At 55.2% G+C, this 13,795-nt stretch carries 11 protein-coding genes; 5 read left to right on the plus strand and 6 right to left on the minus strand.

Going from position 1 to position 13,795, the window contains the following annotated elements; translation table 11 throughout:
• From KJ970_07010 to KJ970_07020, 3 genes are all read right to left on the minus strand, one after another.
• Nucleotides 1-609: hypothetical protein (locus KJ970_07010; GenBank protein ID MBU2690662.1), on the minus strand; the 609-nt coding region annotated here is incomplete at its 3' end.
• A complete protein-coding gene (locus KJ970_07015) occupies nt 606-1,040 on the minus strand; it encodes a phospholipase D family protein (protein MBU2690663.1) in 435 nt (144 codons plus the stop codon). The genes KJ970_07015 and KJ970_07010, both read right to left, overlap by 4 nt.
• A 332-nt stretch (nt 1,041-1,372) precedes the next feature.
• On the minus strand, nt 1,373-3,103 hold the full coding sequence (locus KJ970_07020; protein ID MBU2690664.1) for a sodium:alanine symporter family protein: 1,731 nt from the start codon (nt 3,101-3,103) through the stop codon (nt 1,373-1,375).
• A gap of 128 nt (nt 3,104-3,231) precedes the next feature.
• On the opposite strand from KJ970_07020, the gene KJ970_07025 reads away from it, so the two are divergent.
• Nucleotides 3,232-4,293, plus strand: a complete 1,062-nt coding sequence (locus KJ970_07025; protein ID MBU2690665.1) for a universal stress protein — start codon at nt 3,232-3,234, stop codon at nt 4,291-4,293.
• A gap of 128 nt (nt 4,294-4,421) precedes the next feature.
• On the opposite strand, the gene KJ970_07030 is transcribed toward KJ970_07025, so the two are convergent.
• Nucleotides 4,422-6,410, minus strand: a complete 1,989-nt coding sequence (locus KJ970_07030) for a S9 family peptidase (GenBank protein ID MBU2690666.1) — start codon at nt 6,408-6,410, stop codon at nt 4,422-4,424.
• Nucleotides 6,411-6,696: 286 nt separating this feature from the next.
• On the opposite strand from KJ970_07030, the gene thiH reads away from it, so the two are divergent.
• The 4 genes from thiH to KJ970_07050 are packed head-to-tail and all read left to right on the plus strand — an operon-like array spanning nt 6,697 to nt 11,646.
• Nucleotides 6,697-8,067 (plus strand): 2-iminoacetate synthase ThiH, encoded by a 1,371-nt coding sequence (gene thiH, locus KJ970_07035; protein MBU2690667.1) that lies wholly within the window; start codon nt 6,697-6,699, stop codon nt 8,065-8,067.
• Between the two features lie 23 nt (nt 8,068-8,090).
• Nucleotides 8,091-9,698 (plus strand): HAMP domain-containing protein, encoded by a 1,608-nt coding sequence (locus KJ970_07040; protein MBU2690668.1) that lies wholly within the window; start codon nt 8,091-8,093, stop codon nt 9,696-9,698.
• Between the two features lie 25 nt (nt 9,699-9,723).
• Nucleotides 9,724-10,269 carry an archaemetzincin family Zn-dependent metalloprotease gene (locus tag KJ970_07045; GenBank protein ID MBU2690669.1) on the plus strand — a complete coding sequence of 182 codons (546 nt, stop codon included), beginning with the start codon at nt 9,724-9,726 and terminating at the stop codon, nt 10,267-10,269.
• Nucleotides 10,270-10,287: 18 nt separating this feature from the next.
• Nucleotides 10,288-11,646: a sigma-54 dependent transcriptional regulator gene (locus KJ970_07050; GenBank protein MBU2690670.1), complete on the plus strand. Its 1,359-nt coding sequence runs from the start codon at nt 10,288-10,290 to the stop codon at nt 11,644-11,646.
• 134 nt (nt 11,647-11,780) lie between these two features.
• Here KJ970_07050 and nrfD read toward each other — a convergent pair whose 3' ends face one another.
• Both nrfD and KJ970_07060 read right to left on the minus strand, forming a co-directional pair.
• Nucleotides 11,781-13,025, minus strand: coding sequence for a polysulfide reductase NrfD (gene nrfD / locus KJ970_07055; GenBank protein MBU2690671.1), 1,245 nt, complete (start codon nt 13,023-13,025; stop codon nt 11,781-11,783).
• On the minus strand, nt 13,018-13,773 hold the full coding sequence (locus tag KJ970_07060; protein MBU2690672.1) for a 4Fe-4S dicluster domain-containing protein: 756 nt from the start codon (nt 13,771-13,773) through the stop codon (nt 13,018-13,020). The genes nrfD and KJ970_07060 overlap by 8 nt, the downstream gene beginning before the upstream one ends.
• Nucleotides 13,774-13,795 lie beyond the last annotated feature (22 nt).

Below are 13,795 nucleotides of genomic sequence, written 5' to 3' on the forward strand. Positions count from 1 at the left end.
TCCCGGAGCCGGTGGAACGGAGAGGACTTCAGCCTCTCTGCTTCCCGCAAGGCCGTCGATTTCAATATGGATCCGGCTGCCGGGCAGAAGGGTCATCGGTTCCCGCTGGGAAACGTAGATCCGGGCTACAAGATCATCGATCGTTTCCACTTGGCACATGGCTCCGTCGCCGAGACGCAGCCGGCCGGATATCGGCGTGGCGATATCATGCGCCAGACGGAAGAGACTCTCGACAGGCAAATTGAGGTCGCTCTCTTCAAGACCCGCGGGGGCGATGCGGGCGACGATTTGACCCGCTTCCACCTGCACGCCCATGGAGGCATTGGAATGGATCGCCGGCGGCAGATGCATCGGGACCGCGATGCTGACGCGCGCCGGTCCCCCCACATCATGGCTCTCCACTTGCAGGGTTCCGCCTTGACGGTGATCGATTATCCGGCTCTGCCACCCTGACCTTGCTTCGCGCAGCTCCCATTTTTGAGCCGGAAGAAGTTCACAGGGGGCCATAACCCTGGCTCGCCCGGGAACAAGAATCGCCAGCAGCACCAATCCCACAACGGACACAAAGATCAATAAGAGAGTTTCTCGTGTCGAACCCGCCCTTTTCACTTCTCATCCTCCCCCTGCAGGGGTTCAGCCGCCTGCCAAAGACTCCGGAATATTTCTTCGTAGGATGCCACAACAGAAGGTGTTCGGCTCCAGAGCAGAACTTCGAAATTCCCAACCATGCCGCTGGAGGTCCAGTTGCTCGAACCGGTAAGGAGATCCGAACCATCTGCCAGTGCGAATTTTGCATGCAGTTTGCCGGAGCGGGGCGGCCAGATCCTCAGCTGCATTCCCCGGGAGACGAGGGCCGCCCACGGTCTCTCATTCTCATCGACCGCTGCTTGTCCGTCCATAACCATTTCCACCACAACGCCTTGCTTGAGAAGAGTTTTAATCCACTGGGCCGTCTTCTTATCGGTGAACTTGTACATCACGATGCGCAGTGTATCCTGGCAACTTGCTAGAAAATGGCGGGTTACGGTTCTTGGATTCACGGCCTGGGAGTGAAATACAAGGGTCTCTCCCTCTCGGGGTTCCGAAAAGTCTGGATTAGATTCTGCTCGTATCATGCTTGACCCAAGAATGAGAAGGAAGGAACAAAGAAAAAGGTGCTGTCGCGGCACCCGGATTAAATCGATCATCTCGTATGGCAACTCCATCCGGCCTGCTGTGGTCTATCAGCCCATGTCATCTGATACACCTCAGTTTCCTAACAAATCATAGGACAACTCCGGGGGGATGGCAAGCGATCCCGGCCCAGGGTTGATCCATCGGCATCGAGGGATGTCGACTTATCTTGCATCACACCTTGATGTTACCGGAGAGGTTATCGGCTCACCAAGGGCCGGTGGGGCTTGTCCTGCCTTCCTTTGATGGGCAGATGCGTCCGGCTGAAGTAATCCTGTGTCATCGCCCGGACCTTGCCGTTGAGCGCGACCAATGCTATCAGATTCGGGACGGCCATGAGACCGAGCGCAAAATCGCCATAGGCCCAGACGATCTCGAGGGATTTCACGGCGCCGAGAAAAACAAATCCGACAAAGAAAAGTTTGTAGAATGGAACCCATCGGACACCAAAGAGATATTCGACACAACGATCGCCATAGTATGACCATGAGATGATGGTGGAGAGGGCGAAGAGAAAAACACAGAGGGTCACGACGAGATTGCCCCAGTTTCCAAAGGGGGCGAGACCCCGCTGGAAGGCCCATGCGGTAAGGGCCGAAGAGTTCTGCAACATGGCGCCTTTGAGCATTGGTATCGCGCCGGCCCAGGGTCCATCCGTCAGAACGATCGAACCATCCTCACTCACTTCAAGAGATCCGGAGACCTCCTCATCGCCGACGATAAGACGGATATTGTCAACGATGCCGTCGTTGGCGAAAAAGGCCAATCCCTCGGGAACGCCATCTTGTACATTAACGGAGCCAATGAAAGGCTCCTGCTGCCGGATTTCATCCTCGGTCATGGGATGGAGCCTGTGGACTTCAGGAAGGGCGCGAACCTGGATGCGGCTGAGCGGCGCGATCGAATCGGGTTTGCGGTTATCCCAGACGCCGGTGCTGAGGATGACGAGACCGGTAAATGTACAAATGACTATTGTATCTATGAAGGGGCCGATCATAGCGACGACGCCTTCACGCGCCGGCTCGGTCGTCTTCGCCGCGGCATGCGCGATCGGCGCGCTTCCCTGGCCCGCTTCGTTTGAGAAGAGCCCCCGTTTAACGCCCCAAAGCAGGGTAAGGCTGAAGATACCGGCGGCCGTCCCGCCGAGACTGGCCCGCGGTGAAAAAGCCTCGGTGAGGATTTGAGCGAAAACGCCCGGGATCTTACCCGCATTGATGACGAGGATGGCAAGCGCGCCGACGGAGTAGATAATGGCCATGCCGGGCGCAAGACGGCTGGTGACATTGCCGATCCGCCGGATGCCGCCGAGGATAACCAGGGCGACCAACGAAGCGAGGATAAGACCGACGATCCATGACGGCGCGCTGAAATCAGCGGCGGCGCTGACCGACACGGTATTGGCTTGATTCATATTGCCGCTGCCGAAGGAGGAGAAAACCCCGCAAACGGCAAAGAGGATGGCGAGGAATTTGAAGTTTTTGCCGAGGCCCTTCTCAATGAAATACATCGGCCCGCCGGAGGCTTTGCCGGCGCCATCGAAGGTGCGATAGCGCATCGCGAGGGTGCATTCGGCGTATTTTAGGGCCATCCCGAAGATGGCGGTGATCCACATCCAGAACATGGCGCCCGGTCCGCCGTAATGAATGGCGGTGGCGACGCCGGCGATATTTCCGACACCGACGGTGGCCGAAAGCGCGGTCGTGAGGGCTTGGAAGTGATTGATATCCCCCTCGTCATGGGGATCGTCATATTTCCCGCGGATGACATCAATACTGTGCCGGAATCCGCGGAACTGAATCCCACCCAAACGCACGGTGATAAAGATACCCGTCCCCACCAGAAGAACCACCAGCCAAGGAAGTTTCTCCGGCGTCGACCAAACAAGGGTGTTGCCATGTTCGACGATATCTTCGAGGATATTCCAGGTCATTCCGGCGAAGGATAATACATTGATCATGGGTTCGGTCCGTTTCTCTTTGTCCTATCCGAAGCCCCGCGCTCGAGGCGGCCGCCTGTTTCAAACATCCGTCGACCCCGGTCCTCCTCCTCGGGGGGACAGTGAACTTTATCGCGGCTTGGGGGGTGGCGAAAGGGGAAATTGCTTTTCATGCGGCCGCCGTGGCGGGGGAATTGTTTGTCTGTATCGAGCCTGAGGGGGCATACTGGTTCAGTTGGACGGAGATGGAAGGATTTACCGCTGGGATTCCAGCCATGGAAGAGAGGTATCGGATCATGTTTAAGAAAATCCTACACCCAACGGATTTCTCACCGGTCGCTATCCAGGCTTTCGAGCAGGCGGTTTCCTTGGCTCAGCGATTCGGAGCGGAAGTGCAGGTGGTGCACGCCCTTGTGTTGCATGGCTATGATCCTGCCCTCATTCGCAAAGGCCTCCCGCTGCTCGAGAAAGCCTATGAGGCGATCGAATCCGAATTGGTTCCCACCATGAATGAGTTGGCGGGAAAGGCAAAAGAGATACAAATTAACACGGTCTTTCAAAGGGGATTCTCTCCTTGGAATGCCATACTGAATCAGGCGGAAGAGTATAAGCCGGATCTGATTGTGATGGGCGCTCACGGCGCCGCTCCGGTCCGGCAATTCTTCCTGGGAAGCGTCGCCGAGAAAGTCGTTCGAAACGCTCCCTGTCCGGTCATGATTTTGAGGAAAGGACAACAGAGAATAAGCGCCTACCGGCGGATACTCCTGCCTGTCGATTTCTCCGAAGCTTCGAAACCGGCGATGGAATGCGCCATTAATCTCGCCCGTCATGACGGAGCGGAGGTCGCTCTCCTCCATGTTTTTCAGGAAGTGATGCCGCCATCTTTCTACGCGGCCGGTGGCGCCTTTCAATGGGACCCTGATCTAAAGGATCGATGCAAAGCTTCGATGAACGATCTACTCAGCGATTACCCATTGGAGGGATTGAGAATCAAGAAGCTCGTGCGCGAAGGGAAGACCTGCAAGACGATTGTTGATGTGGCTGAGGAGGAAGAAGTAGACCTCATTGTGATGGGAACCCACGGCCTCTCGGGGCTTCCCCATATCTTTCTGGGTAGTGTCGCGGAACGCGTCTTGAGAAGGGCCGATTGCCCCGTTCTCACGGTAAGGGGAAAGAAGATATAGTCTCTGCGCCGAAGGATCCTGCCGCTGAAACCAAAAGAAACCGGGGGTTCCCTGCAGAGGAAACCCCCGGGCGCCTATGATTGGGGCTTTTGCCGGGGAAGGCCCCGCCCTCAGGCCGTGGCCGGCGTCTACAGGTACCGCTGAAACCACGCGACGATACGGTTGAGCCGCTCCAACCGGTTCATCGGTTTTCCGCCCCGCGACAACCCGTGGAATTCACCCTCGAATTGTACAAGCTCCACTGTCTTCTTCTGCAACTTCAGTGAGGTAAATAGTTCCTGCGCATTGATGAGCGGGCACCTCAGATCATTTTCGCTGTGGATGATGAGAAGCGGGGTCTTCATCTTGCCTGCATAGAAATTCGGCGAGTCTTTCAAATACCGCATCGGATTTTCCCACGGATAAGCCTTGTATTTATACTTTCTGCTGTACCCGAAATCAGACGAACAATACATCGTGTACATATTTCCGGCCGATCGCTGTGTCACCGCCGCCTTGAACTTGTTGGTGTGTCCCACAACCCACGTGGTCATGAACCCGCCATAGCTGCCGCCGAGGATTCCCAGGCGCTTTGAATCGACATAACGCTTGCGGGTCATGGAGTTCACGACGGCCATACAGTCGTCGTAATCGACCGTTCCCCATTTACCGTCGATGCAACTGCGGAATTTCGTTCCGTAGCCATCGCTTCCCCTGGGATTACAGAAGGTGACAACATACCCTTTCGCCGCCAACAGATGCATCTCATGAAAGAATGTGTAACCATATTGGCACATCGGGCCGCCGTGAACCTCAAGCAGCATCGGATATTTGCGCTCCGGCTTGAATCCCGGCGGTTTCAGAACCCAGCCCTGAATTTTCGTCTGGCCGTTATGGAAGAGGATCTCTTCAGGTTCGGTCAGCCGGCACGAATTAAAGACGGCCTTATTGACATGCGTCAAACGCCGCGCCGCGCCGGAACCATTGAGCGGCAGGGTATAAATATCGCCGGCATCCATCATTCTGGCCATGGCGACAGCGGCCTGGTTGCCATCACGATGAACGGAGACGCCGATCACATTGGCATCCTCGACAAATTCCCGGCGGAGCTTGCCGGTTTTAGTGGAGAGGGAATAGAGGCGTGTGCCGCCGCGCTCACTTGAGTAGATCAGAAGGCGCTCTTCGCCGTCGTCGGTATAGGGAAGCAGGATCGCGCCGGCCGAGGCCGAGGCCGTGTCGGTGACCATCATATTGAGTGTCCAGTAATCAAGTTTGGGGGTGAGGTTCTTTTCCCTTCCGCCGGAAGCAGAAATCTGGAAGACCTGCATGGGGTGGGCATTCCACTCCCCGTCTTTGGCGTAATTGCCGAGATAGTAAATTGTTTTGCCGTCATTTGACCAGGTTGGAATCTCGCAGCTCCCGAACCGGGTCGTGAGTTTCCGCAGGCGCTTGCCATCGGCGTTGGCGAGATAGAGATCGCTGTTTTCGTAATGCCAATCAGCGTCTTCCAGCCGGTTCGAGATGAAGGCGATCCGCCGGCTGTCGGGACTCCAGGAGGCGCTGCTGTCATCATCCTCGCCAAAGGTGATCTGCCGCGCCTTGCCGCCGGCGACACCGATCGTCCAGAGATGCCACCGTTCAGCCGGCCAGTACCCATCCCCATCCAATTTGTGGGTGAGCCGGGTGATATGTTTGTAGGTCGCTTTGAGTTTCTTCTTCTCCGGATCCTCTTTGGGTTGGATCCGGTGGCCGAAAAGAATCTTCCGGCTGTCGGGGGACCAGGCCAGATCCCGCACCGGCCCGCCGGCCAGGTTGGTCAAGGGCCTCGCCTCACCGCCATCGGCGGGCAACAACCAAATTTGGCTCTTATCCTCGCGGTTTGAGATGAAGGCGATCCAACGGCCATTGGGACTCCAGGCCGGTGATCCGTCGATCTGTTCCCCGGTGGTCATTTGCCGGGGCCGCCCCCCCTTGGTCGATATGCTGTAGATGTGGGAGAGATACCGGTTCTTTTTGGCATCGGTCTTCTTGACGGCAAAGGCGATCTGTGACCCATCGGGCGACAGACTGGGGGAACCGGGCAGGGCGATACGGAATAGATCCTCTGCCTGGATAAGGCGCTGGCGTGGTTGCGGCATGCTGACCTCCATGATAAGTGGGCGATGATATTATCTCCCATAGGTTATCCCATAATATGAGGGGTCACAATCACCGGGTCGGGTGATGTCGCCGGCCGGGGAAGAGCCGGGACCGGGGCGGAACGAGGCTGAATGGGATGAAACGAGACCGGAATGAGATGAATGGGATAGGATGATGAACGAGAGAGGGCCCTCTTGGTTCGATGGACTAACTTGCGTACAATGGCGGGAGAGCCGCCCTTGTGACGGATCCCAAAATGATAGATCAGACCCGGATAGGGGAAGAATGATGGACGAGAGGGGTTCAAAAAATCCTGTGGATGATTCTTCGACCGGGCCGCCCGTCAGGTTGAAGGCGTCCTGGGCCGATACGCCATCACCGTGGGGTTTCCCGTGGGAGGAGCTTACCGAAAGACCCGAATGGTATACCCTCTTCCCCGACCAACCGCCGTTCAATGCGGGATCCCTTCTCAAGCTCCGTCTCCTCCGCAAAAAACCGGAAGATTGCCCGCGGGTTTTGAGGGGATCGGAGCCCTGGCCGGGGAATCTCCTGACATCGGCCCTGGCGCGGCATATGGATCAGGGGCCCGCGCTGTCAAAGGAACGCCGGGCGGCTGTTGGGGCGGATGAGGTCGAAGAGATTCTGGACGGGCTTGCCGCGGGCGAGACGCTTTCCAATGACGGATTGGAGAAGCTGCTGGCCTCCGCGGCTGATCCCTACCGCTCCCGGCTCGTGGAACAGGCCACGGCTATGACCCGCCGGGTTTTCCACAATGAGATTCTCCTTTACGCGCCCTTGTATCTTTCCAATAGCTGTACAAATTTGTGTGTTTACTGCGGCTTTAACTATAAAAACCCGCTGCCGCGCGTTACACTCTCTCCACAAGAAATCAAAAACGAAGCGATGGCTCTGGCCGCTTCCGGCATCCGTCATGTTCTTCTGCTGACAGGCGAAGCTCCAAAAGAAGTCCGCGTCGACTACATCGAAAATGCGGTACGCATTGTAAAACCCCACTTTGAAACGGTTTCGCTTGAAGTTTATCCCATGTCCACGGATGAATATGCCCGGGTGGTGCAGAGCGGCGCGACGGGTTTGACTCTCTATCAGGAGACATATGATCCGGAACTCTATCATGAAGTCCATCAGGGCGGCCGAAAGCGGAATCTTCTCTGGCGGCTCGAGGGGCCGGAGCGGGCGGCTCTCGGCGGCATGTCGAAGATCGGGATCGGCAGCCTGCTAGGGTTGGGTGACTGGCGGCATGAAGCCATGGCGTTGGGGCTTCACACCAGGGCGCTTCTGGATCTTTTCCCCGGCATCAGTATAACGGTCTCATTCCCGCGGTTGCGGCAGGCGCCGGGGGGGTACGAGCCCCCCCATCCGGTTGAAGATGAAGATCTCATCCATATGATGGCTGTGCTGCGTCTCTATCTTCCCCAGGTCGGATTAGTTCTCTCGACCCGCGAATCCGCGGCGTTCCGGGACGCCATAGCGCCGCTTCTCGCCACCCAGGTGAGCGCCGGTTCGATGACGCACCCCGGTGGATATGCCGCATCGCGGAAAGAAGAGGCTCCGGGGCGTCAATTTGACATTATAGATTCGCGGTCTCCATCGGAAGTTTCCGCCTATTTATTACGGCAAGGGACGAGGATTATTTGATGCCCACAAGAAAGAAATTTTCCATGTTTCGGGGACTCGCTCTGCGATTGATCATCTATCTGACCACGGTTGTTGTCATTGCCGAAGGGATTTTTGCTTTTGTTAATGTCGATACGCAAGCGAAGCAGCTTTTGGATGAAATGGTTCTGAGCGCCGATTTAGTCTCCGAGACGGTTGTCAGCAGCACCTGGCGCGCCATGCTGGAAGACCAGCGGGACAATGCCTATGAGATGATGAATAATGTCGGCCAGCAGAATAATATAGGCAAAGTCAGGATCTTTAACAAAGAAGGTCAAATCATGTTCTCCACCGGCCCCGACAGCGGGCAGGTGGTTGAGATGAATGCCGAAGCTTGCGATCTCTGTCATGCCGTCGAACAACCTCTGGTTCGTGTCGATATGCCGTCCCGGTCAAGGGTCTTTCACGAAGCCGGCGGCGGCCGGATGATGGGGATGGTGACCCCGATCTATAATGAGCCGGCCTGCAGCCAAGCCGATTGTCATGCCCATCCTGAGGATATCACTGTTTTGGGTGTCCTGGATGTGACGATGCCTTTGGATCGGATTGAAGAAAAGGTAGCTGATGTTCGTTTTCGAGCGGTCCTTCTTTCAGCGATTTCAGTCATCCTGCTGTCCTTCTTTATCATTTTCTTTACGCGCCGTCTTGTGGCGATGCCGGTGCGCCAACTCATCGCCGCGACGAAATCGGTCGGCGCGCTCGATCTTGACAAGCCGGTCACAATCGATACGGGGGATGAATTGGGCGCCCTCGTGCAATCGTTCAACCATATGAGGGAGCAACTCCAGGCTTCGCAGCAAGAGATCAACAATTTTACGCATACGCTCGAACGCAAAGTGGAGGAGAGAACAAAACAACTGCAGGCCACAGAGATGAAGCTGATTCAGAGCGATCGATTGGCCTCCTTGGGCCAGCTGGCCGCCAGTGTGGCCCACGAGATCAATAATCCCCTTTCCGGAGTCCTGAATTTCGCCAAACTTATGCAGCGAATCCTGACGGATGAGGGAATACCGCCGGACAGGGTCGCTGAATTCCGGACTTATCTCGATCATGTGGTCACCGAGACGGCCCGTTCCGGGCGGATTGTCACCGATCTGCTGGCTTTCTCGCGGAGATCGACCCCCCAGAGAACACCCCATGATCTGAATGAGATTATAAAAAAGACCATATCCGTCATCTCGCACCGGCTGGAACTGGGCGAGGTCGTACCGGAGCTTGATCTCAGCGATAGCCTGCCGCTGGTGACCTGTGATTCCTCGCAGGTCCAGCAGATCGTCATGAACCTCGTTCTCAACGGCGCCGAATCGATGATTGATCCCGGTGCCGTGATTATAAGAACAAGGCTCGATTCAGCCGGGGCCAATGTGATTTTGGAAGTGATAGATTCCGGTGTGGGCATCCCAAAGGAGCATCTCACGAAGATCTTTGATCCGTTTTTCAGCACAAAAGAGGAGGGCAAGGGAACCGGCCTCGGATTGGCCGTTGTTTACGGAATTGTGAATGCTCATGGAGGGCATATCGACGTCGAGAGCAGGGTAGGGGAAGGGACGACATTCCGTGTCACATTGCCGTTGGGCGACGTGCCACGCGAGAGATTCGGACCAGAAGCCTGAAAGCCCGGATCACGGCTTAATCCCCATGTTTTACCTGTTGCCAGTGGAACAAATCGAACCGGCCATCCAGGAGGAGATCGTCCGGTTCGTTGTGCGGATTTTCAGATGCGAGACAGCTGTTCTCGCCCCGATGGATATGCCGGAAGAGGCGTTTGATCCGGACAGAAAACAATATAATGCAACGCTCATTATGCGGGATATTATCGGAAGGTGCCCGGCGGATACGGTGAGATTGCTGGGGGTCACCGAGAAAGACATTTTTATCCCGATGCTGACATATATCTTTGGTCAGGCGCAGGTCGAGGGCCCGGTTGCATTTCTGTCGCTGGCCCGGCTCCGGCAGGAATTTTACGGCCTGCCGGCCTATCACGATCTGCTTCTTTCAAGGATTCTCAAGGAGACATTACATGAGCTGGGCCACACATTCGGATTGGTCCATTGTCTCGACCCCGAATGCGCCATGTCCCTCTCAATTAATGTCGGGGATATTGATAACAAGATGATCGAGCTTTGTGGAAGTTGCCATGTCCGTCTTCAAGATAAGCTTGATGATTTAGGCTGCAGTAAGTAGGACCAAGAGGAGCGAGTTATGAACAGCCAGTGGAAAATCCTGGTGGTGGATGACGAAATGGCCATGCGCGAATCCTTGGCGGCTTGGCTGAGAGAGGACGGCTATACCGTCGATGTCGCCGCCTCCGGCCGTGAGGCGTTGGAAATGGCCCGGGTGACTGAATATGATATCTCCTTTATTGATATGAAAATGCCGCCGGGGATCAATGGCATCGAGACAATGATTGAAATTCGCAAGGGGAATCCGGAAGCGACCGTGGTCATTGTGACCGCCTATGCGACCGTTGATACGGCCATCGCGGCCATAAAAGAGGGCGCCCGCGAGTATCTTGTTAAACCTTGCAATCCCGAAGAGATCTCGCTTCTTGTCGAGAGAATCATCCGGTTGAAAAACCTCCAAAAAGAAAATGTCTATCTTCGAAAAAAACTGACAAAGCAATACAGTTTTCAAGACATCATCAGCAAGAACGCGAAGATGCACGATATCTTCGAACTGATAGGGGAAGTCGCCGTTCAGAGAAGCACCGTCTTGATTCAGGGCGCCAGTGGCACAGGGAAGGAACTGATCGCCCGGGCGATCCACCAGGCGGGGAATAGGGCGGACAAACCGTTTGTCGGAGTTTCCTGCGCCGCCCTGGCTGAGACTCTGCTTGAGTCTGAGTTGTTTGGGCACGAAAAGGGATCTTTTACGGGAGCCATTGCACAGAGGATGGGGAAGTTCGAGTTGGCCGACGGCGGCACGATCTTTCTCGATGAGATAGGGGATATCTCGCCCAAACTGCAAATGGATTTGCTGCGGGTTCTGCAGGAGAGGAAGTTCTTCCGTATCGGCGGGACGGAAGAGATATCGGTTGATGTCAGGGTGATTGCTGCGACCAATAAAAATCTCCAGGAAGCGGTGGAAATGGGCACCTTCCGGGATGACCTCTACTATCGCCTCAATGTGATCAATATCCAAATTCCACGCTTGCGGGACCGCACAGAAGATATCCCCCTCCTCGCCCGTCATTTTATCGAACGGCTCGCGATCGAGACCGGCAAACCGGTTCGGGACATTTCCGCGAGCGCTCTAAAACTTCTGCTGGATCACAATTGGCCGGGGAATGTCCGGGAGCTCGAAAACGCGATCGAGCGGGCGATAGTGACTTGTCGGGGGACAATTCTCGAACCGGGCGATTTTGATTTCCTGCAGCTTACGGAAGTGAAAACGCAGAGGTGGGATGTTCCGACCGACATGCCGCTTGAACAGGTGGAGAAGCTTCTTTTTGAAGGTGTTTTGGAACGGACAAACGGCAATATAAAAGAAGCGTCGGATATCCTGGGTATCGATCGTTCAACACTCTATGCCAAGATCAAGCGGTACAATATACAGAGATAGCCATGCGGAGCGATGGCCATAAAAGAAATTTGTATAAAGATGGCTGTATAAAAAACGACTGTACAAAGATATCGGTACAAAGAAACCTTTGCAAAGATGACCGGTGGCGGCTATACCATCTTAATTTCCCGGGGTTAATCGTTTCGGCGCGGCGCCTGCAGATCCTTTTCTCTGGGAAAGAGGGGCAGGTACCGAAATGAAAGTGAGTAGAGGATGACCCCATAGGCGATGACGGCGCCGACGATCGCCCATTCCTGCCATGTCGGCCAGTAAATCATGAATCGATCGAATGACAAGACCGGCACCGATTGAGATTGCAGGGTCACGACGAATCGATTAAATGCGATTCCAAAACAGGTGAGAAACCCGCCGAGGACGAGCCATTTTGTCTGCCGTGTCCTATTGCGGTTCAGCAGGATCGTTGCGGGTAAAAGGCCGAAGATTGTCAGCTCGGCAAAGAGAACCCATGTGCCAAAGGGCTCATTCCGGTAGAATTCGGCGACATCGAATCCGCTCGACGGCGCGGTGACGACGATCCAGGCGATCGTGTCTATCAGTTTGGCAATGACATAAACCGACATGAGGATGCCCGAAATGCGGCCCAATCTCGAAAGGACATCCCTTGAGACCAGCCGCTTGTTCGACAATTTAGAGACGATCATTGATATCAGCATGATAAATGAAGGCCCGGAAGCGATGGCGGAGAGGATAAAAAGAAAGAAGGTTGTCGGCCAGATGGCGAATCCTTCGCGGAAGGCGAAAGGTTTTCCATTCAAGACGCCGAACATCCCGCCCAGTGATCCCTGGTGGAAAAATGAAAGGAAGGTTCCCAATCCGGCGAAAAGAAACATGATCCTATGAAGATTGAACTCGAGCACCAAGAATAAGGGGATCTGTTTCAACTTCCGGTTCCTGAGGATGATGGGAATATACTCTATAGCGAGCACCATTAGATATATCGAGATGCAAAAAGTCACCTCGGTGAGCATCGAGTGGACGTTTGCGTGCCAATAGGCATACCAAAACCGGATCGGTTGGCCGATATCGACGGCGAGCGTAATGATGGCGCCGCTATAGCAAATAAAACCGACGATCACCGCGGTATTCAGAACCTCTCTCATCTCTTTTTGCTTCATTAAATAGGTGAGAAATCCGAGGAAAAAGGCGCCGGCGCCGAGGGCAATAATGATGAGATCCAGAACGATCCACAGCCCGAAGGCGAAACGGTTGTCCATATTCGTGTGAAAGAGGCCTTGGCCGAGACAAAGTTTCATCGCCCAAATGCCGCATCCCAAAATTAAAACCCAGGGCAGGAGCCATGCGAGGAAGCGCGGAAGGGAGGTTCGTTCAACCTCACTCGATATAAGACCCTTATCCATTTGATTCACTCTCCGAATCACGATAGATATCTTTTCTGAGCATTTCCAGCCGGCTTTTTCCGACATCCTTTACCCAATCCTGGCGGGAGAGATAAAAGACTTTTGGAAAAGTCCGTAATGATTCCAGCAAGCGGAAGGCATGGGGGCTCTTTGACAGCTTGGCCACTGGATCCTCGCTATCCTGGAGATCGCCGAAGTGGATCGCGCGGGTTGGGCAGGCCTCGACGCAGGCGGGGATATATTCGCCCGGGTTCAGATCCCTGCGGCCCTCAGACGCTGCTTTTTCGCGCGCCCGGTGGAGCCTGCCATGACAAAAGTTGCATTTTTCCGCAGTGCCCCGCATGCGGGGGGAGACATCGGGATTCAAGCTCTTTTCCATCCCTTTGGGCCAAACCGGATCCCACCAGTTGAAGGTCCGGGCGTGATAGGGGCAGGCGGCCATACAATACCGGCACCCCATACACCGCTCGGGTATTTGGCCGACAATACCGGTCTCTGTGTCATAGTCGACAGCCGTTACCGGGCAGACATGGATGCAAGGCGCATGATCGCATTGCATACAGGGCACCGGAATGAAGACCGTTTTGAAATCGGGAAAGGTGCGGCCGTTGCCGCACTGATACACACGCAACCATGTCAGCCCGCGGTTGTCCTGAGCTTCAACCGGCGGTGTGGGGAGATTGTTCTCAACGGCGCAGGCGACCATGCAGGCGCCACAACCCGTGCAGCGATCGAGATCGATGACCATCCCATAACGTTTATCTTTTGGT

Source organism: Candidatus Eisenbacteria bacterium (assembly GCA_018831195.1).
Classification (GTDB): domain Bacteria; phylum Eisenbacteria; class RBG-16-71-46; order CAIMUX01; family JAHJDP01; genus JAHJDP01.

Bases quoted from the DNA above. Each gene is read 5' to 3' on its own strand.
- KJ970_07020 (MBU2690664.1), bottom strand. From the start codon at position 3,103: ATGACCTGGAATATCCTCGAAGATATCGTCGAACATGGCAACACCCTT.
- KJ970_07030 (MBU2690666.1), bottom strand. From the start codon at position 6,410: ATGCCGCAACCACGCCAGCGCCTTATCCAGGCAGAGGATCTATTCCGT.
- thiH (MBU2690667.1), top strand. From the start codon at position 6,697: ATGATGGACGAGAGGGGTTCAAAAAATCCTGTGGATGATTCTTCGACC.
- KJ970_07040 (MBU2690668.1), top strand. From the start codon at position 8,091: ATGTTTCGGGGACTCGCTCTGCGATTGATCATCTATCTGACCACGGTT.
- KJ970_07045 (MBU2690669.1), top strand. From the start codon at position 9,724: ATGTTTTACCTGTTGCCAGTGGAACAAATCGAACCGGCCATCCAGGAG.
- KJ970_07050 (MBU2690670.1), top strand. From the start codon at position 10,288: ATGAACAGCCAGTGGAAAATCCTGGTGGTGGATGACGAAATGGCCATG.
- nrfD (MBU2690671.1), bottom strand. From the start codon at position 13,025: ATGGATAAGGGTCTTATATCGAGTGAGGTTGAACGAACCTCCCTTCCG.
- KJ970_07060 (MBU2690672.1), bottom strand. From the start codon at position 13,773: ATGGTCATCGATCTCGATCGCTGCACGGGTTGTGGCGCCTGCATGGTC.